This is a genomic window from Hoeflea marina, assembly GCF_003182275.1.
Lineage (GTDB): Bacteria > Pseudomonadota > Alphaproteobacteria > Rhizobiales > Rhizobiaceae > Hoeflea > Hoeflea marina.
This window is the reverse complement of sequence record NZ_QGTR01000010.1, coordinates 1-23,636: the sequence shown is the minus strand read 5'-3', so window position 1 is coordinate 23,636 and position 23,636 is coordinate 1. Positions and strand designations below refer to the sequence as shown.

Annotated in this window: 29 protein-coding genes and 1 other RNA gene; 10 read left to right on the top strand and 20 right to left on the bottom strand. The window is 65.0% G+C overall.

Going from position 1 to position 23,636, the window contains the following annotated elements; all coding sequences use genetic code 11:
• Window positions 1–8: 8 nt before the first annotated feature.
• From DFR52_RS23410 to ybgC, 4 genes are all read right to left on the bottom strand, one after another.
• Window positions 9–1,160: a hypothetical protein gene (locus DFR52_RS23410; protein ID WP_110034511.1), complete on the bottom strand. Its 1,152-nt coding sequence runs from the start codon at window positions 1,158–1,160 to the stop codon at window positions 9–11.
• Window positions 1,161–1,166: 6 nt separating this feature from the next.
• Window positions 1,167–1,619, bottom strand: a complete 453-nt coding sequence (gene tolR, locus DFR52_RS23405; protein WP_110034510.1) for a protein TolR — start codon at window positions 1,617–1,619, stop codon at window positions 1,167–1,169.
• A gap of 13 nt (window positions 1,620–1,632) precedes the next feature.
• Window positions 1,633–2,349 (bottom strand): protein TolQ, encoded by a 717-nt coding sequence (gene tolQ / locus DFR52_RS23400; protein WP_110034509.1) that lies wholly within the window; start codon window positions 2,347–2,349, stop codon window positions 1,633–1,635.
• A 196-nt stretch (window positions 2,350–2,545) separates the two neighbouring features.
• The gene (ybgC, locus tag DFR52_RS23395; protein WP_110034508.1) at window positions 2,546–3,004 is read right to left on the bottom strand and encodes a tol-pal system-associated acyl-CoA thioesterase; all 459 of its coding nucleotides are present in this window, start codon (window positions 3,002–3,004) and stop codon (window positions 2,546–2,548) included.
• 122 nt (window positions 3,005–3,126) lie between these two features.
• On the opposite strand from ybgC, the gene DFR52_RS23390 reads away from it, so the two are divergent.
• The 3 genes from DFR52_RS23390 to DFR52_RS23380 are packed head-to-tail and all read left to right on the top strand — an operon-like array spanning window position 3,127 to window position 6,196.
• The gene (locus DFR52_RS23390) at window positions 3,127–4,347 is read left to right on the top strand and encodes an NAD-dependent epimerase/dehydratase family protein (RefSeq protein WP_110034507.1); all 1,221 of its coding nucleotides are present in this window, start codon (window positions 3,127–3,129) and stop codon (window positions 4,345–4,347) included.
• A complete protein-coding gene (locus DFR52_RS23385; protein ID WP_110034506.1) occupies window positions 4,344–5,249 on the top strand; it encodes a glycosyltransferase in 906 nt (301 codons plus the stop codon). The genes DFR52_RS23390 and DFR52_RS23385 overlap by 4 nt, the downstream gene beginning before the upstream one ends.
• A complete protein-coding gene (locus DFR52_RS23380; RefSeq protein WP_110034505.1) occupies window positions 5,246–6,196 on the top strand; it encodes an NAD-dependent epimerase/dehydratase family protein in 951 nt (316 codons plus the stop codon). Before DFR52_RS23385 ends, DFR52_RS23380 begins: the two co-directional genes overlap by 4 nt.
• An 89-nt stretch (window positions 6,197–6,285) precedes the next feature.
• Here the strand turns inward: DFR52_RS23380 and DFR52_RS23375 are convergent, their stop codons facing one another.
• The 11 genes from DFR52_RS23375 to DFR52_RS23325 all read right to left on the bottom strand — a co-directional run bounded on the left by DFR52_RS23375 (window position 6,286) and on the right by DFR52_RS23325 (window position 12,605).
• Entirely contained in the window at window positions 6,286–7,185 is a 900-nt protein-coding gene (locus DFR52_RS23375; protein ID WP_110034504.1) for a metallophosphoesterase, read from the bottom strand.
• Window positions 7,186–8,223, bottom strand: a complete 1,038-nt coding sequence (ruvB, locus tag DFR52_RS23370; protein WP_110034503.1) for a Holliday junction branch migration DNA helicase RuvB — start codon at window positions 8,221–8,223, stop codon at window positions 7,186–7,188. It abuts the gene before it with no gap.
• Window positions 8,224–8,263: 40 nt separating this feature from the next.
• Entirely contained in the window at window positions 8,264–8,662 is a 399-nt protein-coding gene (locus DFR52_RS23365; protein ID WP_158285032.1) for a type II toxin-antitoxin system VapC family toxin, read from the bottom strand.
• Window positions 8,659–8,952 carry an AbrB/MazE/SpoVT family DNA-binding domain-containing protein gene (locus DFR52_RS23360; protein ID WP_110034501.1) on the bottom strand — a complete coding sequence of 98 codons (294 nt, stop codon included), beginning with the start codon at window positions 8,950–8,952 and terminating at the stop codon, window positions 8,659–8,661. Before DFR52_RS23360 ends, DFR52_RS23365 begins: the two co-directional genes overlap by 4 nt.
• Before the next feature lie 149 nt (window positions 8,953–9,101).
• Window positions 9,102–9,719 (bottom strand): Holliday junction branch migration protein RuvA, encoded by a 618-nt coding sequence (ruvA, locus tag DFR52_RS23355; RefSeq protein WP_110034500.1) that lies wholly within the window; start codon window positions 9,717–9,719, stop codon window positions 9,102–9,104.
• Between the two features lie 25 nt (window positions 9,720–9,744).
• On the bottom strand, window positions 9,745–10,155 hold the full coding sequence (locus DFR52_RS23350; protein ID WP_110034499.1) for a type II toxin-antitoxin system VapC family toxin: 411 nt from the start codon (window positions 10,153–10,155) through the stop codon (window positions 9,745–9,747).
• Between the two features lies 1 nt (window position 10,156).
• Window positions 10,157–10,408, bottom strand: a complete 252-nt coding sequence (locus tag DFR52_RS23345; protein ID WP_110034498.1) for an AbrB/MazE/SpoVT family DNA-binding domain-containing protein — start codon at window positions 10,406–10,408, stop codon at window positions 10,157–10,159.
• An 83-nt stretch (window positions 10,409–10,491) separates the two neighbouring features.
• Window positions 10,492–10,908 carry a type II toxin-antitoxin system VapC family toxin gene (locus tag DFR52_RS23340; protein ID WP_110034497.1) on the bottom strand — a complete coding sequence of 139 codons (417 nt, stop codon included), beginning with the start codon at window positions 10,906–10,908 and terminating at the stop codon, window positions 10,492–10,494.
• Window positions 10,889–11,155 carry an AbrB/MazE/SpoVT family DNA-binding domain-containing protein gene (locus DFR52_RS23335; RefSeq protein WP_110034496.1) on the bottom strand — a complete coding sequence of 89 codons (267 nt, stop codon included), beginning with the start codon at window positions 11,153–11,155 and terminating at the stop codon, window positions 10,889–10,891. Before DFR52_RS23335 ends, DFR52_RS23340 begins: the two co-directional genes overlap by 20 nt.
• Before the next feature lie 55 nt (window positions 11,156–11,210).
• Window positions 11,211–11,717 (bottom strand): crossover junction endodeoxyribonuclease RuvC, encoded by a 507-nt coding sequence (gene ruvC / locus DFR52_RS23330; RefSeq protein WP_110034495.1) that lies wholly within the window; start codon window positions 11,715–11,717, stop codon window positions 11,211–11,213.
• Window positions 11,718–11,858: 141 nt separating this feature from the next.
• Window positions 11,859–12,605 carry a YebC/PmpR family DNA-binding transcriptional regulator gene (locus DFR52_RS23325; RefSeq protein ID WP_110034494.1) on the bottom strand — a complete coding sequence of 249 codons (747 nt, stop codon included), beginning with the start codon at window positions 12,603–12,605 and terminating at the stop codon, window positions 11,859–11,861.
• A gap of 79 nt (window positions 12,606–12,684) precedes the next feature.
• Between DFR52_RS23325 and DFR52_RS23320 the strand changes: the two genes are divergently transcribed.
• The 3 genes from DFR52_RS23320 (at window position 12,685) to DFR52_RS23310 (ending at window position 14,644) form a co-directional block, all read left to right on the top strand.
• Complete coding sequence (locus tag DFR52_RS23320) at window positions 12,685–13,158, top strand: GFA family protein (protein WP_110034493.1); 474 nt, start codon at window positions 12,685–12,687, stop codon at window positions 13,156–13,158.
• A gap of 89 nt (window positions 13,159–13,247) precedes the next feature.
• Window positions 13,248–14,063: an MBL fold metallo-hydrolase gene (locus tag DFR52_RS23315; RefSeq protein WP_110034492.1), complete on the top strand. Its 816-nt coding sequence runs from the start codon at window positions 13,248–13,250 to the stop codon at window positions 14,061–14,063.
• Window positions 14,060–14,644 carry a tetratricopeptide repeat protein gene (locus DFR52_RS23310; RefSeq protein WP_146215660.1) on the top strand — a complete coding sequence of 195 codons (585 nt, stop codon included), beginning with the start codon at window positions 14,060–14,062 and terminating at the stop codon, window positions 14,642–14,644. Before DFR52_RS23315 ends, DFR52_RS23310 begins: the two co-directional genes overlap by 4 nt.
• A gap of 21 nt (window positions 14,645–14,665) precedes the next feature.
• Here DFR52_RS23310 and DFR52_RS23305 read toward each other — a convergent pair whose 3' ends face one another.
• Together DFR52_RS23305 and DFR52_RS23300 are read right to left on the bottom strand one after the other, a co-directional pair.
• Window positions 14,666–15,490, bottom strand: a complete 825-nt coding sequence (locus DFR52_RS23305; RefSeq protein ID WP_110034490.1) for a TIGR00282 family metallophosphoesterase — start codon at window positions 15,488–15,490, stop codon at window positions 14,666–14,668.
• An 8-nt stretch (window positions 15,491–15,498) separates the two neighbouring features.
• Window positions 15,499–16,071, bottom strand: coding sequence for a 5-formyltetrahydrofolate cyclo-ligase (locus DFR52_RS23300; RefSeq protein WP_280954205.1), 573 nt, complete (start codon window positions 16,069–16,071; stop codon window positions 15,499–15,501).
• Window positions 16,072–16,300: 229 nt separating this feature from the next.
• Here DFR52_RS23300 and DFR52_RS23295 point away from each other — a divergent pair, with 229 nt between their 5' ends.
• Window positions 16,301–16,504, top strand: a complete 204-nt coding sequence (locus DFR52_RS23295) for a helix-turn-helix transcriptional regulator (protein ID WP_158285031.1) — start codon at window positions 16,301–16,303, stop codon at window positions 16,502–16,504.
• 14 nt (window positions 16,505–16,518) lie between these two features.
• Here the strand turns inward: DFR52_RS23295 and ssrS are convergent.
• From ssrS to DFR52_RS23280, 3 genes are all read right to left on the bottom strand, one after another.
• A non-coding RNA gene (ssrS, locus tag DFR52_RS23290) (6S RNA) lies at window positions 16,519–16,675 on the bottom strand.
• Between the two features lie 54 nt (window positions 16,676–16,729).
• The gene (locus DFR52_RS23285) at window positions 16,730–17,095 is read right to left on the bottom strand and encodes a cell division protein ZapA (RefSeq protein ID WP_110034488.1); all 366 of its coding nucleotides are present in this window, start codon (window positions 17,093–17,095) and stop codon (window positions 16,730–16,732) included.
• Window positions 17,096–17,263: 168 nt separating this feature from the next.
• Window positions 17,264–17,539, bottom strand: coding sequence for a DUF4164 domain-containing protein (locus DFR52_RS23280; RefSeq protein WP_110034487.1), 276 nt, complete (start codon window positions 17,537–17,539; stop codon window positions 17,264–17,266).
• Between the two features lie 265 nt (window positions 17,540–17,804).
• Here DFR52_RS23280 and tkt point away from each other — a divergent pair, with 265 nt between their 5' ends.
• The 3 genes from tkt to DFR52_RS23265 all read left to right on the top strand — a co-directional run bounded on the left by tkt (window position 17,805) and on the right by DFR52_RS23265 (window position 23,075).
• A complete protein-coding gene (gene tkt, locus DFR52_RS23275; protein ID WP_110034486.1) occupies window positions 17,805–19,796 on the top strand; it encodes a transketolase in 1,992 nt (663 codons plus the stop codon).
• Window positions 19,797–19,837: 41 nt separating this feature from the next.
• On the top strand, window positions 19,838–20,848 hold the full coding sequence (gap, locus tag DFR52_RS23270) for a type I glyceraldehyde-3-phosphate dehydrogenase (RefSeq protein ID WP_110034485.1): 1,011 nt from the start codon (window positions 19,838–19,840) through the stop codon (window positions 20,846–20,848).
• A 427-nt stretch (window positions 20,849–21,275) separates the two neighbouring features.
• Complete coding sequence (locus DFR52_RS23265; RefSeq protein WP_110034484.1) at window positions 21,276–23,075, top strand: potassium/proton antiporter; 1,800 nt, start codon at window positions 21,276–21,278, stop codon at window positions 23,073–23,075.
• Window positions 23,076–23,636: the final 561 nt, after the last annotated feature.

Genomic DNA, 23,636 nt, shown 5'->3' with positions numbered 1-23,636 from the left:
TTTCACTTTCAAAACATCTGGCTCGGGTCGAAGTTCACGACGACTTCCGACCAGGTATCGTATTTCTCGGCAGGCAGCTGGTAGGGCTGCGCCCTGAGCACGGCGCGCTTGGCGCTGCCCGCCAGCGTGCCGCGGGTCCCGGCAGCACCACCCGTGGCGCTGACTTCCGGATCGCCGATGATGTTGCCCGAGGGGTCGAGCCGCATTTTCACGATGACCCGGACATCGCCGCCATCGGCCATGCCGGGGATGATGTTCCAGAACTTCTGGATCTGGCCGCGCAGCGCGTCCATCTCGCTCTGGCTCAGCGTCTCGCCCGACGTCGTCTTCGAACCGCCCAGCGAGGCCGTTTCGGTGGAGCGCTTGGCGCCGCCGCCGGAGGAGTCCTGCTTGTTGAGGAGCGCGGCCACCTCGTCGGCGTTGAAATCGCTCTTTTTCGACGAGCCGCCGGCGGCCTGCGCCGGCTTGGCGGGCTTGGCCGGCTTCGGCGTTTCCCTGGCGGGCTCGGCCGAGGCGGTCTCGACCGGCTTCTCCGGCTTCGGCCGCGCGGCGGGAACCGGTCCGGCCGTCGGCAGTGCGGTGAAATCGGGCTCGGCCGGCGCTGCCTGCTCGATGGCTTCGGCCACCGGATCCGGAGTCGTCTCGGCGGGCGGCGATGCTGTTTCCGTTGGCTTTGCAGGCTCCGGCTTGGCTTCCGGCGCCGGCTCGACCTCGGCTGCGGGCTTTTCCGCAGGCTTCGGCGGCGTCACCGGGTCCGGCTCGGGCGCGGGTTCGGCCTTGGCCACCTCTTGGGCCGGCTTCGGCTCCGGCTCCGGAGCGGGCACGGGGGTCTCGACGGCCTTCGGCGGCGCCTGCGACGTCACTTCCCTCGGGCTGGCCTTGGCCGCCTCCACCGGCTTGAGGTCGGCGTCGTTCTCGCCGACATTCTCGGCATCGGCGACCGGATCGGGCCGCTTGGTCGGCGTCGGCGCCGACTTCTCGGCCATGGGGGCCTTCTTGTCGCCGCGCTGGATCTGGGTGATGGATTCCACCGGCACGATATCGACCGGCAGTGCTTCCATATCTGTGACTTCAAGGGTTCTGGGCGCGGTGAAGCTCGACACCGCAAATCCGATGATCAGCGCGTGGAAAACCGTTGATGCGACCAGACTCCCTTTCATCGGCCCCTAGCTGTCCTGTTCCTGGAGTGTCACCAGGCCCAGATTCTTGAACCCGGCGGCGGAGATGCGCGCCATCACCTTCATGACGGTGCCGTAGTCGGCATTGGTGTCGCCGCGCACATAGATGCGTTCGCTGTAGCCCGTGGTGGCGATCGCCTCGAGCTTGGCGACCACTTCCTCGAGCGGGATCTCGGTTTCCTGCAGGAACACCTTGCCCTCGGAATTGACCGAGACGGTGATCGGCTGGGTATCGGAATTGAGCGCCTTGGCCTGCGTTTCCGGCAGGTCGATGGGCACGCCGACGGTCATCAGCGGCGCCGCCACCATGAAGATGATGAGCAGCACGAGCATGACGTCGACGAACGGCGTGACGTTGATTTCGCTGACCAGCTGCTTGCGGTTGCGGCCGCGGCCGCGGCGCCTGCCGCCGGATCCGCCGCCTGATGTTGCCATGCCCATGGTTCAATCCACCCTATTCAGCTGCCTGGCGCGGTGTCAGGCGCTCGTCGATCTGACGCGACAGGATGCCCGAGAACTCGTCGGTGAAGCCTTCGAGCCGCGAGGTGATCTTGCCGGCATCGGCGGAGAACTTGTTGTAGGCGATGACCGCCGGGATGGCGGCGAGCAGGCCGATGGCAGTGGCCAGCAGCGCCTCGGCGATGCCGGGCGCGACGACGGCGAGATTGGTCGATTTCGAGCCGGCGATGGCCTGGAACGAGGTCATGATGCCGATGACGGTGCCGAACAGGCCGATGAACGGGGCGGATGAGCCGATGGTGGCGAGCGAGCCGAGCCGCGCTTCCAGCGTTTCGGCTTCCCGCGCCAGCGTCACGTCCATCGCCTTGTCGATCCGCATCTGCAGGCCGATGGGCGATTTCGCGCCGCGCTCGAAGGACTTCTTCCACTCCCGCATCGCCGAGACGAAGATCGCGGCCATGCCGGAGGATTTGCGGTCCGACAAGGTGCGGTAGAGCTCCTCGAGCGACTGACCCGACCAGAACACCTGTTCGAACTGGTCGAGCTGGCGCCGCACCCGGGCAAAGGAGACATACTTGTCGACGACGATGGCCCAGGTCCAGATCGATGCACCGATGAGTCCGAGCATGACGAGCTTGACGACAAAGCCCGCCTGCATGAAGAGCGACCAGAGCGTCACGTCGCTCGTCGCTGCCAATCCTACCTGTTCCATTTCGATAACCCTCGAATCCAAACGCCCGGCGTGGTACCGGGCGGCCAAGTCGTCACGACTGCCTGAAAACCAGACTGCACGGTTGCCGCCATGTCCTTGCTGGTCTTCTTGCGGTCAAATTTGGTCAAAGGATGGCGCGACACCGGGCCTGCCGCCCCTCTTGCCTGATTCATACACCGTTATGGTTAAGGCTTGGTTAGGATTCGGAAGCCGGGTCGATGCCGAACCTGCGCGCCAGATCCTCCGGCAGTCTCCGGGCGCGGCCGTGGCCGTTGATGACCGCCACCGTCACCCGCGCGGTCACCAGCACCGCGCCGTCGCGGCTGATCGTCTGGTCGAGCCGCATGCGGGCGCCGCGGACCTCGGTGGTGCTGGTGGCGATGGTGAGGATGTCGTCCATCCGCGCCGGCTGCCGGAAGTCGATCTCCATGTGCCGCACCACGAAGGCCACCGCGTCGGCCGGATCCCGGTCTCCGTGCAGGGCGCCCTGGGTGACGCCCAGCAGCCGGATGAAGTCGGTCCGCCCGCGTTCGAGGAAATGCAGGTAGCGCGCATGGTAGACCAGTCCGGAAAAATCCGTGTCTTCGTAGTATACCCGCTGCATGAGCTCGTGGCCCGCCTCTGTGAGCACGCCCGACAGTATCGCCTGGTCCATCGCTTTCCCTTTCCTCCAAATCTGTGTGCAGGAACGAAATGGGCTTGGCAAGCATTGCAACCCTGTCACAATTCTACCCTATCAGGGTTGAATGATGTCTGTTTGAAGTGGGGAACGATCATATGAAGATAGCGATTTTGGGTGGTGACGGGTTCATAGGGTGGCCGACGGCCCTGCATCTGTCGGACGCGGGCCATGAGATCCACATCATCGACAACCTGTCGCGCCGCTGGATCGACACCGAACTCGGCGTGCAGTCGCTGACCCCGATGGACTCGATCCAGGAGCGCACGCGCATCTGGCACCAGGAGACCGGGCGCCGGATCCATTTCCATCTCATCGATCTCGCCCGCGACTACGAGGTCTTCAAGCAGTGGCTGTCGGCCAACCGGCCCGAGGCCATCATCCATTTCGCCGAGCAGCGCGCCGCTCCCTATTCGATGAAGTCCGACCGGCACAAGAACTACACGGTCAACAACAACGTCAACGCCACCCACAACGTGCTCAACGCCATCGTCGAGACCGGCATCGACGCGCATCTGGTGCATCTAGGCACCATGGGCGTCTACGGCTACTCGACGGTGGGTGCTGCCATTCCCGAGGGCTATCTGCCCGTCGGCATCGACACGATGGGTGGCGAGACGGTCAGGCAGGAGATCCTCTACCCGGCCAATCCGGGCTCGATCTACCACATGACCAAGTGCCTCGATCAGCTGCTGTTCCAGTTCTACGCCAAGAACGACGGGCTCAGGATCACCGACCTGCACCAGGGCATCGTCTGGGGCACCCACACCGAACAGACCCGGCGCCACGCGCAGCTGATCAACCGCTTCGACTATGACGGCGACTACGGCACCGTGCTCAACCGCTTTCTGATCCAGGCGGCCATCGGCTATCCGCTCACCGTTCACGGCAGCGGCGGCCAGACCCGCGCCTTCATCCACATCCAGGATTCGGTGCGCTGCATCGAGCTGGCGCTGAAGAATCCGCCGGCGCGCGGCAGCCGGGTCGAGATCTTCAACCAGATGACCGAGACCCACCGGGTGGCCGACCTGGCAAGGCTGGTGTCGGGCCTCACCGGCGCCGAGGTGGTCAATCTCCCCAATCCGCGCAAGGAAGCACCCGAGAACGACCTGGTCGTCGAGAACGCCAAGTTCCTGGCGCTCGGCCTCGACCCGATCAAGCTCGCCGACGGACTGCTCGACGAGGTCGTCGAGGTGGCGCGCAAATTCGCCTTCCGTGTCGACCGTTCGCGCATCCCGGCCATGTCTGCCTGGACAAAGGAGATCGCGCCGCGGCTTAACGCCGATCCGGAAGGCAAGCGGCTGAAATCGGTGTCATGAGCCGCTTCTCGCCCCAGCATGATGGTCTTGTCGCCGCGGCGCCGGCCGCTGCGCGGGCGGCCTATGTGACCTTGGTCACCAACGCCGACTACGCGCTCGGCGCCCGCGCTCTGGCGCGCTCGATCCGGCTGTCCGGCAGCAAGGCGGACATCGCCGTGCTGCACACCGGTGGCGTGGCGGCACAGGACCTGGCGCCGCTCGCCGAATTCGGCTGCCGCCTGGTGCACACCGAACTGCTCGACGTTTCCGACGCCTTCAACGCCCGCCACGCGCGCAAGGCCCTTCACCAGCAGGCACCGTTCAACAAAGGCCGCAAACCGGATTTCCATTCGCCGCTCGACAATTTCTGCAAGCTGCGCCTGTGGCAGCTGACCGAATACGAATCCTGCGTCTTCATCGACGCGGACGCCATCGTGCTGCGCAACATCGACAGGCTGTTCGATTATCCTGAGTTTTCCGCCGCACCCAATGTCTACGAGAGCCTGGCCGACTTCCACCGGCTCAATTCCGGCGTCTTCGTCGCCCGTCCGTCGCTGTTCACCTTCACCGCCATGCTCGCGCGGCTCGACACGCCGGGCGCCTTCTGGCCGCGCACCGACCAGACCTTCCTGCAGACTTTCTTCCCGGACTGGCATGGCCTGCCGGTGACCATGAACATGCTGCAATATGTCTGGTTCAACCTGCCCGAATTGTGGGACTGGCGGTCGATCGCGGTGCTGCACTACCAGTATGAGAAACCCTGGGAAGCCGATCACCCGCGGGCCGCCGAGTTGCAGCCGCTGATCGATCTCTGGCAGGCCTATTTCTCCGGCGAGGCCATTCCCGACATCGCCGCCCTGCACGGTCCGCTGCAGCGCGCGGGCGAGGCCGTCGCAGCCCCGGCGGCCGCCACGGGCCCATGAGCCGCGTGCTGGTGTCCGGCGGCACCGGCCAGGTCGGCCGCTTCATCGTCGAGGACCTGATCGGCCAGGGCTATGAGGTGACGACAGGGGGCAGGACCCGGCCCGGTGCCGGCGCCTTCTCCCGTCCGGTGCGCTACGTGCCGCTCAGCCTCGATCCCGACATCGACCAGTCCCGCGCCTTCGAGGGCGTCGATCACTTCGTCCACGCCGCCTTCGACCACGTGCCCGGCAGGTACCGCGGCGGCGAAGGCGGCGATCCGGACGGGTTTCGCGCCCGCAACCGGGACGGCACGATCCGGCTGTTCGAGACCGCCAGGCGGGAAGGCGTCCGGCGCTGCATCTTTCTCTCGAGCCGGGCGGTGTATGGCGTCCAGCCCCCTGGCTCGGTGCTGACCGAGGAGACGACACCCCACCCCGATACGCTGTACGGCAAGGTCAAGCTGCTTGCCGAGCAGGCTCTGGCCGCGATGACACGGCCGGACTTCGTCGCCGTCAGCCTGCGCGTCACCGGCGTCTATGGCGCCGCCCTGCCCGGCCAGCCGCAGAAATGGGACGGATTGTTCGCGGACTATCTGGCGGGACGCCCGATCGAGCCGCGCGCCGGCTCCGAGGTGCACGGCCGCGATGTCGCCCGCGCCGTCCGGCTGATGCTGGAGCTGCCGCCGGAGGCGGTCAACGGCCGGGTCTTCAATGTCTCCGACCTGCTCGTTGATCGCCATGACCTGCTGGCAGGCCTGCAGGGGGCCACTGATTGCCCGCATCCCCTGCCGGCCAAAGCCTCCGATACCAGTCAATGGCTGATGATCACCGACCGTCTGCAGGCGCTGGGATGGAAGCCGGGCGGCAAGGTTCTCTTGGAAAAGACGATTCGATCGCTCTGTGCCTCCCATATCCGCGATCAAGACTTCCCCCGCTCTCCGCAGGGGAAGTCTTCTGCCCATCAATGAGCGGCGATTAAGCTGAGGCCCGCTATCCGCATCTGGAAGACGGAGTCCTTCGCCGGCTTGACGCGGACGCCGATGCGTGGGGGCATGGCTCAGCCCAATTCGATCAGGAGGATTTCAGGATGGGAGCCGACGCGCAGCGGCAGAACGGAGCATCCAAGCCCGCGGGAAACAATGAGCTCGCGACCGTCGACGTCGAAGTGACCGGCCGGAAATCTCGCAGAGCCTCTGGATGCCGAAATCGGACGCCATCCGAACAGGTTGAACTGACCGCCATGCGTATGTCCGCTCAAGGTCAGGCTCACCCGATCATCGACAGAGGCGAATATATCCGGTTCGTGGGCCATCAGAACAACAGCTTCGCCATCGGGAATACCGGCGAGCGTTGCATCAAGATCATCAATGCCCCGCATGCTGTGGCGGCCATAGGCTGCGCCCGGCAACAACGCCAGTTGATCACCGAGCCCGGCAAGCCAAAATCCATGAACACCCTTCTCGATGCGCACGGCCTCGTTCACATAGGTCGCAATTCCGACGAGCTGCAAGGCGTCCACGACGAATGGAGCCACACTCTGGTCTCGCTGATAGGTCCGGTCGTGCCAATAATCGTGATTGCCGAGTATGGCGTGAACACCAAGAGGCGCATGCAAAGCGCCAAGCGCCGCCGACCATTCCGAAGAATCCACGTTTCCCGTGACAATCTTCGTGCCCGAGACGTAGTCTCCCAAGAGCAGAATGATATCGGGATCCAGTTCCATCGCCTGGCGGCAGATGGCCTCGATCCGCGAAACCGTCATCCAAGGATCACAGGCATGAATGTCGGCGATCACAGCCGCGCGCAGTTTGAGGTCCGCCGGCCAGCGGCGAGGGGTTAGAGCGTATTTCGTAACGCGTGGCTTTCCAAGAACCTCGGAGAATGGATAGGCTGCGGTCGCCACCAGCGTGAGAAAGCCAGCTCCGAGCAGCTTGAGAAGACCACGTCGCGTGATCAATCAATCGTCCTCGAACAGGCTCGCCTGCATCGCGGCGAGATCTTTCGGCATGGCAAGCCCCATATGGCCCCAGGCGCGCGCCGTCAGCACCCGGCCGCGCGGCGTGCGCTGCAAAAATCCCTGCTGGATCAGATAGGGCTCGATGATGTCCTCGATGGCGTCGCGCGGCTCGGACAGGCCGGCTGCGATGGTCTCGATTCCCACCGGCCCGCCGCCGAAATTGCCGGCGATCATGGTGAGGTAGCGCCGGTCGAGCTGGTCGAGGCCGATCGAATCCACTGACAATCGCGTCAGCGCCTCGTCGGCGATGATCTTGGTCACGGCTTCCGCGCGCGCCACCTCGGCGAAGTCACGCACGCGCCTCAATAACCGGCCGGCGATGCGCGGCGTGCCGCGCGAGCGACGCGCGATCTCGACCGCCCCCTCGTCGGTCATGCCGAGTCCCATGATGCGGGCGCCGCGGCGCACGATCAGTTCCAGCTCCTCCACCGAATAGAACTGCAGCCGGACCGGAATGCCGAAGCGGTCGCGCAGCGGGTTGGTGAGCAGCCCGAGCCGCGTCGTCGCCGCCACCAGCGTGAAGCGCGACAGGTCGATCTTCACCGAGCGTGCCGCCGGCCCCTCGCCGATGATCAGGTCGAGCTGGAAATCCTCCATCGCCGGATAGAGGATCTCCTCCACCGCGGGGCTCAGCCGATGGATCTCGTCGATGAACAGCACGTCGCGGTCCTCGAGATTGGTCAGAAGGGCGGCCAGATCGCCGGCCTTGGCGATCACCGGCCCGGAGGTGGAGCGGAAATTGACGCCCAGCTCCTTGGCCATGATCTGCGCCAGCGTCGTCTTGCCGAGCCCTGGCGGGCCGACGAAGAGCACATGGTCGAGCGCCTCGCCTCGGTTTTTCGCCGCCTCGATGAATACCTTGAGGTTGGCCCGCGCCTCGGCCTGGCCGGTGAACTCGTCGAGCGACTGCGGCCGCAGCGTCGTGTCCACGTCCTCGCCGCGCTTCTCCGCGTCGATCAGTCGGTCAGAATCGCTCATGCCAGGCTATTCCCATCATTGGTGGCGGAGCGCAACGGCGTCATGCCAGAAGCTCCATGCCGTGGACCGCCTTGGAGGCGGCCCTGTCAAAAGTGACTGAGTGGCTGCAAGCTGCTCTCATCGAGCTCAAGGCGACAAGATGGTCCGCCACATCGCCCTTCAGCTCCTTCATTCCGGAAAAATAGGGAGCGAGGACATCTTCCAGTTCAAACGAAAGCTCTGCCGTATCGAGCAGGGCTTGCAGCAAACCCAGGACCTGAGCCGATGAATATCGGTAACGTCGCCTGAGCACCCATGCAAATTCGGCAAGGACGACGAGGCTGATATACGCCGGCTCCGTGCTGGTGCGCTCGTTGAAGAACCGCTTGGCACTCTCGAACTGCGCGTGATCGTCATGTACGAAATAGCGCAGCAGGACATTGGTATCGACGGCAATCACTCTTGACCGCCCTCGCCCTCTGGCCATTCCCGGCGTATGCGCTCATCGTCCTCGGCAACCGCCGCTTCTATGGCCTCATCGAAATCCTCAAGCGTCGCCCCGAGCCCGCGGGGCGGCTTGCCCAGAAAGCCGGCAAGATCCTGGACCGAGAGGTTCTTGGGCAGTGCGACAACTTCGCCATCGCGGACAGTCACGTAGAACCGCGTACCGGCTTTCAGATTCAGTTCGTCGCGCACATCCTTGGGGATCGTCAACTGCCCCTTTGATGACATGGTGGTAAACGAGCCCATTTTCTTACCGATCTTTTTTTTCCTACCAAACAGAATAGTAGGAATTCCAATCTGCCGCAACGAACTCGCTTTCAGAACACTGGCCGGGCCGGACGGGAAGCTGTGATCTCAGGCTCAAGTAAGGAATTTCTCATTGCGCAAGGAATGCCTTACCGCGACAATTCCTTCAACCCGAACCGGATCAGCCTGGCTGAATCCGCCCCCTCGCCAGCCGTCTTCAGCGCCGCTGCCACCGCGTTGGCGGCCTGGTCGCGGGAATAGCCGAGATTGGTCAGCGCCGAGACCGCGTCTGTCACCGGCGCCGGCGCCACGCCCTCGCCGAGCTCCTGCTTGAGACCGATCGTGCCTGCCGCCTCGCCGGCAAAGGCCGGCGCCTTGTTCTTGAGTTCCGTGACGATGCGCTCGGCCACCTTCTTGCCGACGCCCGGCGCCCGGCTGACCATGGCGATGTCGCGCAGCGCGATGGCGTTGGCGATTTCCGACGGGCTCAGCGTCGACAGCACGGCCAGCGCCACCTTGGCGCCGACTCCCATCACACCCTGCAGCAGCCGGAACCATTCGCGCTCGAGATGCGAGGAGAAGCCGAACAGCTTGAGCTGGTCCTCCCGCACATAGGTCTCGATGTGGAGCACCGCCGCCTCGCCGGGCGAGCCGAGCCGGCCCAGCGTCCGCGTCGAGCAGAACACGATGTAGCACACGCCGTGCACGTCGATGAGCGCATGATCCTCGTCGATTTCCTCGATGGTGCCTTTGAGCTTGCCGATCATGGCGTCTGCCTCGTGGGTGAGTGGGTCATGGATGGGTGTCGGGCGCGATGACGGCGACGCCCGGGAAGTAGCGCCGATACCCGCCCGGGTCGCGGGTGAGAATGGCATAGCCGCGCACCGCGGCATGCGCGCCGATCAGGAAATCCGGCATCACCTTGTCGCGCGCGCCGCCGAGGCTGCGGTAGACCCGAAACGCCTGCCCCGCCGCGAATGCCGCCTCCCAGGGCAGGTGCTCGCGCTGGACCTGTGTGGCGTCAAGCGCCGCCTCGGCTTCGTCGAGACTGTCGTAGCGATAGCTGAACTCGGCGAAGATCACCGGATTGATGACCAGCCCGTTGCCATGGTTGAGCGCCAGTTGCTCCCGCGACCAGGGATGCCAGGACGGATCGAGCGCCGCCACGTCGATGAGCACATTGGTGTCGACCAGCACCGCCATCTCACCGGTCCCGGGTTTCGCGCATGACGTCCTCGGCGCGGATCTCCGGATCACCGGTGCCCTCGAGCTTCTTCAACGCCACCATGAACCGCTCCAGACGCTCCCGGTTGGCAAGCGACTCCTGCCGGTCGACGGCCTCGATGAACAGCCTCCCGCCCTCGAACTGCACCGAGACCTCGCTGTTGGGGTGAATTCCAGCCAGTTCGCGCAGGGTCTTCGGAATGGTGATCTGGCCTTTGTCCGAGACGCGCATGACCGGCTCCGCAGTTTGAATGATTCCAACTTATTCTGACCGTACAGAACAAGTCAAGAACATTGTGCTGGCTTCGCAACGCGTCATGGATGCGTATCGGGCGCGATGATCTCGACATCGGGAAAATAGGTCCGGTAGCCAGCCGGATCACGGGTGAGGATCGCATGGCCGCGGACAAGCGCATGGGCCCCGATCAGGAAATCCGGCAGCACCTTCTCACGCGCTCCGCCCCGAGCCCGGTAAGCGCGATGCGCCCACCCCGCCTTGATCGCGCATTCCAGCGGAATATCCTCGAAGCTCAGAGGCGTTCGCTCGAAGAACGACCGGAAACCTTGCTCGCTCAGAAAGCTGTAGGACACCTCGGAGGCTATGACGATGTTGAACACCACGTCGCCCGTCGAACCGGCCGCGATCAGATGGGTGCGCGACCAGTCCCGCCAGGGCGAATTTGCGTCCAGCAGGTCGATCAGGATGTTGGAATCAACCAGGGTCGCGGACATCGCGATCCCTGGTGGCGGCCATCACGTCCTCGGCCGACAGGCCGCTGTCGCCTGTGCCGGCGATCTTGTCGATCCAGCGCGCGAAGCGGCGGGCAGCCAGATCCTTCTCGTCGGCGCGACTGGCGAGCACGAGATCGACACCGCCATCGGCGGATTCCACGAACTCGACCTCGCTGCCGATCTTGATGCCCAGCTTGTCGCGGATCCGCTTCGGGATCGTAACCTGGCCCTTTTCCGTAACCCGCATAGGTAATACCTCTGCGGTATTACCTAGTCTGAACAGCAGAACAAGTCAAGAACATTCACTCCGCCGCGATCCTGTAGACCATTGAGGTGCGGTGATGCGAATGGCAGATGGCAATCGCCAGCGCGTCGGCTGCGTGCTCGCTGTCGAAGGTCGCCTTCGGCATCAGCACCCTGACCATCATGTGGATCTGCTTCTTGTCGCCGTGGCCGACGCCGATCACCGTCTTCTTGACCGCGTTGGGCGCATACTCCGCCACCTTCAGCCCGGCCCTCGCCGGCACCACCATGGCGATGCCGCGGGCCTGGCCGAGCTTCAGCGTCGCGGTGGCGTCCTTGTTGACGAAGGTGTTCTCCACCGCCGCCTCGAACGGCTGGTAGGAGTGCACCACCTCTTCCAGCCCGTCATAGAGCTGGTTCAATCGCGAGGCGAGATCCAGCGTCGCGTCCGACTTGATGGTGCCCGAGGCGATGAAGCGCAGATTGTTGCCGAGCGAGTCGACGATGCCCCAGCCGGTGGCGCGCAGCCCTGGATCGATGCCGATGATGCGAATCATGTCTGCCATGTAAAAACCCTAGCTTTGTCGGGTCGAGCTTGCCACCGCAAATGTGAACAAACCAAAAACAAAGCCGCTGGCAGCTCCGCCTGGCGCACGCAAAAGGCGCCCCGCCAGGCGGAGCGCCTTTGATCGTCGCGACCGCCCGGATCAGGCCGAAAGCTTGGCCATCACCTCGTCGGAGACCTCGAAATTGGCGTAGACATTCTGCACGTCGTCATCGTCGTCGAGCGTCGAGATCAGCCTGAGCACCGACAGCGCCTTGTCCTCGTCCACCGGCGCGGTGGTCGCCGGCTTCCAGATCGCCTTCACCGATGTCGCCTCGCCGAGCGCCTCCTCGAGGCCCTTGGAGACATCGCCGATGTCCTCGAAGGCGCAAAGGATGGTGTGGCCGCTCTCGTCGCTGGTCACATCCTCGGCGCCGGCCATGATGGCCGCTTCCATCACCGCGTCGGCCGAGCCGGCGTCGGCCGGATAGACGATCTCGCCGACGCGGGCGAACATGAAGCCCACCGACCCGGTCTCGCCCAATGCGCCGCCGGACTTGGTGAAGGCGGCGCGCACATTCGAAGCCGTGCGGTTGCGGTTGTCGGTCAGCGCCTCGACGATGACGGCGACGCCGCCGGGGCCGTAGCCCTCGTAGCGCACTTCCTCGTAGTTCTCGCTGTCGCCGCCCGACGCCTTGTTGATGGCGCGCTGGATGTTGTCCTTGGGCAGCGAGACCGCCTTGGCGTTCTGGATCGCCAGCCTCAGCCGCGGGTTCATCGCCGGGTCGGGCGTCCCCATCTTGGCGGCGACGGTGATCTCGCGCGAAAGCTTGGAAAACATCTTCGAGCGCACGGCGTCCTGGCGCCCCTTGCGGTGCATGATGTTCTTGAATTGTGAATGGCCGGCCATGGCACCCCTGAACGGTTTTGGTTTTGGAATGGCCGCCTTATAAGGATGTTGCCCTGTTTCGTCCAGAAGGAACGCAACCATGTTCAGGACCGCCGTCCCGCCGCTGCCCATCACCGGCGCTTGCCAGTGCGGCCGAGTGCGCTACCGCATGCGCGGCGCGCCGCTGGTCTTCTATCTCTGCCATTGCACGGAATGCCAGCGCCAGACCTCGTCCGCCTATGGCGAAAGCCTGCGCTTCCGCCGCCCCGACATGGAGATCGAGGGCGAACTCAGGCTTGTCGAACGGCTGTCCGAAAGCGGCGCCCGCCGCCAGGGCTGGTTCTGCCCGGACTGCGGCGTGCGCATCTGGCACGGCTCGACGGCGAGCCCGGAGATCAACATCAAGGCCGGCACGCTCAACGACACCTCCTGGCTGGTTCCCGCCGGCCACATCTGGACCCGATCCAGGCAGCGCTTCATCGCTTTCGGGGAGGACGAGCTCGTCTATGACAGGCAGCCCGACGACGGCTACGCGGCGCTCGCACGGCGCTGGCGGGAGATGACGCAAGTGTGATCCGCCGCGGCCCCCGGATCGGCCGGCGGCACTTTACCTGCGGCCATCGGCCGTTAGATTGGACGGAACAACGACCATGGAGTGAGCTGATGCCAATCCTTGCCCTCGTCGCCGTTCTGCTTGCCGCCCTGTCGGTCCCCGCCCTGGCTGAGGACGCGGCCCGTCCCTTCAGCCAGTGCATGGCTGTGGCCGAGGCGCTGCCTCAGGCCACCTATGTCAATCTCGCGCCGGATGCACTGCCGGTGGCGGGCGGCAATCCGGGCGAGGTCGAGATCCGCTTCGCCGCCCACGCCACCTATGTCATCACCACGCCTGCGGGCGTCACCATCGCCACCGACTACAACGGCTATGCCGGCCCGGTGGAGGTCCCGCGCGTCGTCACCATGAACAAGGCGCACGGCTCGCATTTCACCCGCTCGCCAGATCCGCGCATCGGGCACGTGCTCCCCGGCTGGCGCGACGACGGCATGCCGGCCGAGCATCATCTGGTGGTCGAGGATGTCTATGTCCGCAACGTCACCACCGACATCCGCAATTTCGGCGGCATGGAGCCGGACGGCAACTCGATCTTCATCTTCGAGGTGGCGGACCTGTGCATCGGCCATCTCGGCCATCTGCACCACCCGCTCGAGGACCGGCATTATGCGAAGATCGGCCGGCTCGACATCGTCATGGTTCCGGTCGATGGCGGCCTGACGCTGAGCCACGGCGCCATGACCGCCATCGCCCGACGGCTGCAGTCTTCCATCCTCTTGCCGATGCACCGTCGCGGCGCGGCCATCTCCGGCTTCATCACCATGATGGGCGACAGCTTCGCCACCGACTACGTCAACGACGAGGCCGTCACCGTCTCCGCGCGCTCCCTGCCCCGGCGGCCGACGATCATGGTGCTGAAGGGAATATGACCATGCGCCGCCGCCGCTTCATCGCCGCCGCGATCGCCCTCGCCGTGGTCGTCGGGCAGCCTTCGTCCCTGCTCGCCGACACCCCGGGCGAACGGACGCGGCTGTTTGCCGCGCTGAAATCCGCCGCAACCGAGACCGAGGGTCGGATGGCCGAGAACGCCATCTGGCACTGGTGGCTCGACCAGGCGCCGACGGCCCGGGTGCGCGAGGCCATCGACCGCGGCATGGAGCGCCGGGAAAGCTATGATTTTGAGGCAGCCGAAGCCGCCTTCGACATCGCCGTGCGCGAGGCGCCGGCCTATGCGGAGGGTTGGAGCCAGCGCGCCTTCGTCCGCTTCCTGCGCGACGACATTGACGGATCGCTGTCGGATCTGGAGACGGCCGTGGACCTTGATCCCGACCATTTCGCCGCCTGGTCGGGCATGTACCACGTCCTCATGCGCATCGGGCGGACGGAGAGTGCGGTGGCCGCGCTGTCGCGCGCCGTCACCATCCATCCCTGGCTCAAGGAGCGCGGCATGCTGCCGCCCGACCCCGACGCCAGGCGGCCGGCGGTCAGGGGCACCCAGCAGGAACTCTGAGCAGCAATCGCCCGAGGGCGCTCAGCGCCAGAATTCCGGCACCGTCTCCGACAGCCGCGGCCCGATCCGGAGCGGCGCGATCTTTTCCGCCAGTCCGGTTCGGTCGGAGATCTCGACGCCCACGCCGCAGATCGTCGCCGGCCCGGACGCGGCCTCGAACCGCCCCTTCGGCATGCGCGAGATGAAGCGGTTGATCGGCTCCTCCTTCTCCATGCCGAGCGAGGAATCATAATCGCCGCACATGCCGGCATCCGACATGTAGGCGGTACCGCCGTTGAGGATCTGGCAGTCGGCGGTGGGTACATGGGTGTGGGTGCCGACGACGAGACTTGCCCGTCCGTCGACGAAATGGCCGAAGCAGATCTTCTCGCTCGTGGCTTCGGCGTGAAAATCGAACACGATGGCGTCCGCCTGCTCGCCGAGCGGACAGGCGGCGAGAATGGATTCGCCGGCGCCGAACGGGTCGTCGAGATCGGGATGCATGAACACGCGCCCCATGATGTTGGCGACCAGCACCCGCGCGCCGTTGCGGGCGATGTAGAGATTGGAGCCGCGGCCCGGCGTGCCGGCCGGATAGTTGGCGGGCCTGAGGAACCGGTCCTGCCGGTCGGCGAAGGCGATCGCCTCGCGCTGGTCCCAGACATGGTTGCCGGTCGTCACCACGTCGGCGCCGGCATCCAGCGTTTCCGTGAGGATGTCCTCGGTGATGCCGAAGCCGCCCGCCGCGTTCTCGCCGTTGACGATGACGAAATCGAGCTTCAGGTCGCGGATCAGCCCGGGCAGGCGGTTGAAGACCGCCGTACGGCCGGTCCGGCCGCACATGTCTCCGAGGAACAGCAGGCGCATGGAGTATCCTATCGGGGCTTTGCGAACGGCTTGAGGCCGCCTTCGGTGAGAATGAAATCGAGCGGCACATCATGGGCCTCCGCCGGCAGATGCTCAACCTGCTGCAGGGAGAAAGCGGTGCCGATCAGCACCGGCTTGCGGCCCCGTGCCAGCAGGCGCGCGATCGCCCGGTCGTAATGGCCGGCACCGTATCCGAGCCGGTTTCCCGCCCCGTCGAACGCCGACAGCGGCAGCAGCACGATGTCGGGGTCAAGCACCTCGGCGCCCTCTCCCGGCCCCGTGGTTCCGAACCCGGTGTCCACCTGCGCCGCCTCGCGCACGAAATCGCGGAATGCGATCGTCTCGGCGTCGAGCACCACCGGCAGGCACAGCCGCGCGCCGCGCTCGCGCAGCCGCGCCATCAGCGGCCTGAGATCGGGCTCCGAACGGATCGGCATGTAGCCGGAGATCACCGTGCCGGGGACAAAGTCGAGCGCTTCGCCGGCGTCCGCCATCGCCAGGCTCATCTCGATGCGGTCCTCGACCGCAATCGCATTGCGCCGCGCCAGCATCGCCTTGCGGATATCTGCCTTGGTTTCCAAGTGGCGTCCGTCCCTGCCTGTTGCTCAGCCGATAGGACCCAAGCGCTCCGCTGTCAATGATCGCCCGCCGGCCGGCCGGCGGTGTGTGCCGGATTGATCCCGGCGCCCACTCTCCTGCAGGCTTTGTTCACCATGGTGGAACGCAACCAACTCCACGTGCAACTCAATTCGGCAGCTCTCGTTAACCCCACCAATGCCGCTGGCAATCCGGCCGATCAAGCGAGGACCCATGACCCTACCAGAACCTGAGATGACGTCGGTCGAACGGCGATGCCTGATGCTGGTCACCGAAGGCAATTCGGTGCCCGACATCGCCCGCCTGCTCGGCTGCAGCGCCGCCATGGTGCTCGTCCATCTCATGGCGGCGCGCGACAAGTTCGCCGCACCCACCGTCATCGACGCGGCCATCATCGCCAGGCGGTCGGGGTGCTGATCAGGGGGAAATGAGTGCGATCCACGACAACCGATGGAAAGGTCGATCCCGGGTGCCTACAACGTAGGTGGGCGCCGTGTGACCAAACCCACGGGTCGAGTCAGGGACAGCTCCCTTAGGATCGAGTAAGGCCCCGGGGATTGTGTATCCTGTCGTGAGGCGCAGACCGCACTCCGGATATAGGCTCCCGGCGGCCAAAGCGCCAGTGCCCGGCTCGATGGAAATTCACGTCGGCTGGCCGTTGAGCTTTCCGGCGATGGCCTCGATCTGGCTGGTGACCTGCATCAGCGCCTCCGACAGGTCACTGTCGGTCCTCTCGATCTTCGTCAGCGCGTTGTCGCGCGTCTTCTTCAGTGTCTCGAGTTCCGCCTCGAGGCCGCGGGTCCGGCTCTGGATCTCGTGCAGTTCGTCCATGATCATGATGCCGGCCATCACCGTCAGCCTGAGATCGCCGATCTCGCCGAACTGCCCCTTGAGATGTCCGACATAGCGGTCGAGCTTGCCGGCGAGTTCGGTCAGATGATCTTCCTGCCCCTCCTCGCAGGCCATTCGATAGGCCTTGCCGTCAATGGAAACCGTTACCTGAGCCATGGAGCAGTCCCTGTCATGCGCGTGTGGATATGAATGCATATAGGAGTGAAGCGCCCGGCCAGCACCCGCACGGAGCCGCCCCGGCCGGATGCAGCATCGAGGATGTCATCGGATCCATCCGCCTCGTCCCTCTCGCGCCAGGCACCATGGCATCACGACCGTCGCGTGTCAGCGGTCGAGCACGGCACGAATGGTCTCCATCGCCGTCACCAGCCGGCGCGACACCTCGCGATTGGCTTCCTCGAGCCGGTTTGCCCGGTCCTCGGACCGATCGAGTTCCTGGGCGAGTCGGGACCGATCTTCGATCATCCGCCCCAGTTCGGCCTCCGCGGCTTCGGCATTGCGGCCGGTCTCGACTTTCCGATCCACCGCGTGGTCAAGCTTCTTCAGCGCCTGATGCAGCGCCTCGAGTGTTGATTTCACTGTTCTTTCAGTGTTCGTCATGGGTATCCCGGACAGCAGGGGATCGGCCGAATCGCTGCAATCCCCGAGGCTTGCTGCGGTGAGTTTATCCATCAGCGCAACGGGCCGTCAACAAAGCCGGAGCTCCCTCCCCAGGCTTCTGCATCCGGACCGGACAGCGAGGCAAATCGCCGGGGTCAAACGCCTGTTTGTTGACACCGGCGGCGCAACTGCTATGAGTTCGCCGCCCTTCAACCGGCCCGGAAACGGGCCATGTCAGACCCGAACGCAAGAAGGCCTAACCGTCATGAACGCACGCGAAAAACACGACCGGATGGCAAATGCGATCCGGTTCCTGTCCATGGATGCCGTCGAGAAAGCGAAATCCGGCCATCCCGGGCTGCCCATGGGCGCCGCCGATGTGGTGACGGTGCTGTTCTCCCGTTTCCTGTCCTTCGACCCGAAGAAGCCCGGCTGGGCGGACCGCGACCGGTTCGTGCTCTCGGCCGGCCACGGCTCGATGCTGATCTACTCGCTGCTCTATCTGCTCGGCTACGACGACATCTCGATCGATGACATCAAGAACTTCCGCCAGTTGGGAGCGCCAACCGCCGGCCACCCGGAATACGGCCACGCCGCCGGCATCGAGACCACCACCGGCCCGCTCGGCCAGGGCATCGGCAACGCCGTCGGCATGGCGATGGCCGAACGGCATCTCGCCACAGAATTCGGCGCCGACCTGGTCGACCATTACACCTATGTGCTCGCCGGCGACGGCTGCCTGATGGAAGGTATCAGCCAGGAAGCGATTTCGCTGGCCGGCCACCTCAAGCTCAACAAGCTGATCCTGTTCTGGGACAACAACGGCATTTCCATCGATGGACCGGTATCGATGGCCGATTCCACCGACCAGCCGATGCGCTTCCGCGCCTCGGGCTGGAACACGATCGAGATCGACGGCCATGATCCCGAGGCGATCGCTTCGGCCATCGAAGCGGCGCAGAAATCCGACAAGCCGACGATGATCGCCTGCAAGACCACCATCGGCTTCGGCGCGCCGAAGAAGGCCGGCAGCAAGGACGCCCACGGCTCGCCGCTCGGTGCCGAGGAGATCGCCGCCACCCGCAAGGCGCTCGGCTGGACCTCCGAGCCCTTCGTGGTTCCTTCCGACATCCTCGACGCCTGGCGTCTGGCCGGCCTGCGGTCGGTCAAGGACCGCAAGGCCTGGGAAGACCGGCTGGCCGCAGCCGATTCCGACAGGCGCGTGGCGCTCGATCGCCGCATGAGCGGCGAACTGCCCGGCGCGCTGGAACCCGCCATCATCGCCTACAAGCGCAAGCTGTCCGAAGACAAGCCGGCGGTCGCCACCCGCAAGTCCTCGGAGATGGCGCTGGAAGTGATCAACGGCGTCGTTCCCGAAACGCTCGGCGGCTCGGCCGACCTGACGGGTTCGAACAACACCCGCACCAGCCAGACCAAGGCGATCACGCCCACCGATTTCTCGGGCCGCTACATCCACTACGGCATCCGCGAACACGGCATGGCGGCGATGATGAACGGCATCGCCCTGCATGGAGGTCTGATCCCCTATTCGGGCGGCTTCCTGATCTTCTCGGATTACTGCCGCCCGTCGATCCGGCTGGCCGCGCTGATGGGCATTCGCGTCATCCACGTGCTCACCCACGATTCCATCGGTCTGGGCGAGGATGGCCCGACCCACCAGCCGGTCGAACACATGGCGGCACTCAGGGCGATCCCGAACCTTGTCATGTACCGTCCCGCCGACGCCGTCGAAGTGGCCGAGTGCTGGCATCTGGCGCTGATGTCGGAAACCCGGCCAAGCGGCCTGGCGCTCACCCGGCAGAACCTGCCCACCGTGCGCACCGAGTTCACCGAGGAGAACCTCTGCGCCTATGGCGCCTACGATCTCGTCTCGGCCAGCGACGCGGATGTGACCATCTTCGCCACCGGCTCCGAAATCGAGATCGCACTGGCCGCCCGCGCCCAGCTCGAGACCAACGGCCACTCGACCCGCGTCGTCTCGGTTCCGAGCTTCGAGCTGTTCGAGGACCAGACCGAGCAGTACAAGGCAGCCATCATCGGCACGTCGCGGATCAAGGTCGCCATCGAGGCCGGCATCCGCCAGGGCTGGGACCGCTTCATCGGCTCCGACGGCATCTTCATCGGCATGAACACCTTCGGCGCCTCCGGCCCCTACAAGGAGCTCTACAAGCATTTCGGTATCACCGCCGAGGCGACCGTCGCGGCCGTCGAGGCACGTATCAACGACCAGGCCTGATCATCAAGACAGGCCATTCCTGACGCTGAAGGATTTTCGATATGAAGACCAGGATTGCCATCAACGGGTTTGGCCGTATTGGACGCAATGTCGTACGGGCGATTTTCGAGTCGGGCCGCACCGACATCGATATCGTCGCCATCAATGACCTCGGCCCGGTGGAAACCAACGCGCATCTGATGCGCTATGACTCGGTTCACGGTCGTTTCCCGCTCGACGTCAAGGTCGAGGGCGATGTCATCCGCGTCGGTGACGACAGCTTCAAGGTGTTTGCCGAACGCGACCCGGCCAACCTGCCCTGGGGCGATCTCGGCATCGACATCGTCATGGAGTGCACCGGCATCTTCACCGCCCGCGACAAGGCCGCCCTGCATCTGAAGGCCGGCGCCAAGCGCGTGCTCGTCTCGGCGCCCGCCGACGGCGCCGATCTCACGGTCGTCTATGGTGTCAACCATGACAAGCTGAGCGCCGAGCACCTCGTCGTTTCCAACGCATCGTGCACCACCAACTGCCTGGCGCCCGTGGCCAAGGTCCTCAACGATGCCATCGGCATCGACAAGGGCTTCATGACCACGATCCACTCCTACACCGGCGACCAGCCGACGCTGGACACCATGCACAAGGATCTCTACCGCGCCCGCGCCGCCGCCCTGTCGATGATTCCGACCTCGACGGGCGCCGCCAAGGCCGTCGGCCTGGTGCTGCCCGAGCTCAAGGGCCGCCTCGACGGCGTCTCGATTCGCGTGCCGACGCCGAATGTTTCCGTCATCGACCTGAAATTCGTGCCCAGGCGCGAGACCACGGTCGAGGAGGTCAACGCCGCCATCAAGGCTGCGGCGGACAGCGGGCCGTTGCACGGAATTCTCGGTTACACCAACGACCCGAATGTCTCCATCGACTTCAACCACAACCCGAACTCCGCCACCTTCCACATGGACCAGACCAAGGTCATGGAAGGCACGCTGGTCCGGGTCATGGCCTGGTACGACAACGAATGGGGCTTCTCCAACCGCATGGCCGACACGGCCCTGGCGATGGCAAAGCTGATCTAATGCATGTCGCCCGAAACTGTGCAGCGGTTTCGGGACCACGACATGCAAAATCAAAGAGCTGAAGCCCATCACGTGAATCTGAATTCACGCGATGGGCTTCAGCCTTCCGGACGCCGAAACACCTCCGGACGCCGACAGGGCCGGCCTGCGATCATCGCGGGCCGGCCTTTTGCTGCCGAGGCCGGATCACCGCCGGTTGCGCCATGCCGAAACGCGAAAGACCAGCAATCGGAGGCATTTGCAGGGCTTGGCCCTTGCCGCCCGCCTTCATTGCCGCCACATTGGGCATATAGGGGTTTCCGCGCGATAGTGCCCGACCCAACACCTCGTTTGATTCCGGACAGGGCGGCGCAATGCGCCGCCGGGTCGATTCAGGCATCCCGGCTCCGGCCATTCATCGACTGACGATTTTTCAAAGGGACAGCGGTTGGATGCATTTTATATAGTCGTGCTGGCCTCGACCTCGCTCATACTGATTGCCGCATTCTCCAGCCTGCTGGCCCGGCGATTTGGCGCGCCGCTGCTGCTGCTGTTCCTCCTCATCGGCCTGCTGGCGGGCGTCGACGGCCTCGGCATCGATTTTTCCAACAATTCCGCCGCCTACATGGTCGGCTCGATCGCGCTGGCCATCATCCTGTTCGATTCTGGATTTGGCACATCGCTGCAGTCCTTCCGCCAGGCGGCAGCCCCGGCGCTGACGCTCGCCACCATCGGCGTGCTGATCACGGCGATGGGATTCGGGCTCGCCGCGCGCTACCTGCTGGGCTTTTCATGGCTGGAGGGATTTCTGCTCGGCTCGATCGTCGCGTCGACGGATGCGGCCGCGGTCTTCTTCCTGCTGCGCATTGGCGGCATCAACATCCGCGACAGGGTCCGCTCGACGCTGGAAGTCGAGTCCGGGACCAACGACCCGATGGCGATCTTCCTCACCCTGGCGCTGGTCAACATCATGGCAGCGGGCGAAAGCCTCGACTCCGTCGGCCTTGATCTTCTCATCCAGTTCGCCCGCCAGATCGGACTTGGCCTGATCCTCGGCCTTCTCGGCGGCGTGCTCATCGTTCAGGTGATCCGCCGCATGAAGGTCGAGCGCGGCCTGGCTCCGATCTTCGTGCTGACCCTGGCGCTCATGGTCTTTGCCTTCACCTCCGCCATCGGCGGCAGCGGCTTCCTCGCCGTCTATGTGGCCGGCATCTATGCGGGCAATCGCAGGATCCAGGCCAAGGCCTCCATCATCCGCTTCCAGGAGGGCATGACCTGGCTGGCGCAGATCGTGATGTTTCTCGTCCTCGGCCTGCTCGCCACCCCCTCGCAGTTCCCGCAGATCGCCGTTCCGGCGGTCGCGCTGGCGTTCCTGCTGGTCTTCGTCGCCCGCCCCTTTGCCGTCTGGCTCTGCCTGCTGCCGTTCGACTACAGCCAGCGGGAAACGGCGTTCATCTCCTGGGTCGGTCTGCGTGGCGCGGTCTCGATCCTCTTGGCGATCCTGCCGATCCTGGGAAATCTCGACAATGGCCAGCTGTTTTTCAACGCCACCTTCATCGTGGTGATGGTCTCGCTCGCCATCCAGGGCTGGACCGTCAAGCCGATGGCGCGCTGGCTGGGCCTGATCGTGCCGCCGCAGATCGGCGCCATCGACAAGGTCGAACTCGACCTGCCGGGCGCCGCCAACCACGAACTGCTGGTCTATCGCGTGGTGGCCGACAGTCCGGTGCTGCGCGGCGAGCGCATTCCCCGCTGGGCGCGGCCGTCGCTGGTCATCCGCGACGACAGGTCGATGCGCTATCAGTATGCGGGGCGCCTGCGGGAAAACGACCATGTCTATCTCTTCATCGCGCCCGGTTTTTCGCGCCTGCTCGACCGTCTGTTCGCCTCCAAGGCGGTGCTGACCGAGAATGACAACGAGTTCTTCGGCACCTTCACCATCCTGCCCTCGCGCAAGGCCGAGGAGCTTGACGTCGCCTACGGCCCGGGCCTGATCAGCGATGCCGACAAGGACCTGACCATTGCCGAGCTGATGGAGCAGCGCCTGGGCGGCAGGCCGGATTATGCGGACCGGGTCAGGATCGGCCGCATGGTGCTCATCGTCCGCCAGACCGACGAACACGGGCACATGTCGATGGTCGGCATTTCGCTCGAGCCGGTCGCCCCCGTCACCCGCCTGCCGCTGTTCCTCAACCTGCGCGAACTCATCGAGGCGTTGCGCGACTTCGGTCGCAGGCATCGGCGCTGACCCCGTCCGCTGACCGCCCGACGCCACGCGCCCGATGCCATTCCCCCCTTGCGGGGGCTTCGGAGCGGTGTCCGCAGGCCAGAAATCGATGTCAGCGATCGAAGGCCTGAGCGCGACGCCGCGCGAAGGCTCATGCTGCCTGCCGGGACGGTCGATGGCCAAAGCCATGCGCGGGATTTCGGCGTGGGTGGCGGGTGCGCGCACGATGCCATTCTCCCCCCTTGTGGAGGGGTCCGCAGGACGGGCGAGACCCGTGGCTCGCCCCGTCACCGAAGGTGACAGAGGGGGGTAGGCCGCTGCGATTCCCGCGCCCGCCGGATCCGTGGCCGCATACCCCCTCTGTCGGCGGGCGCCGACATCTCCCCCGCACGGGGAGACTGGGGTCAGCACCCGGCCGGAACTGTTGGACGGATCCGCAAAGCCCCTCCAGCAATTCCAGTCCCTTGCGGAAATTTTCGCCCCTTGGCGTCCACCCCTCGCGCCCCCGTGCCATACTTGCCGCATCTTCCGCCAGAACGGATGTTCCGGGGCTACGGACCCCGGGACGGCGGAAGGCGGTGG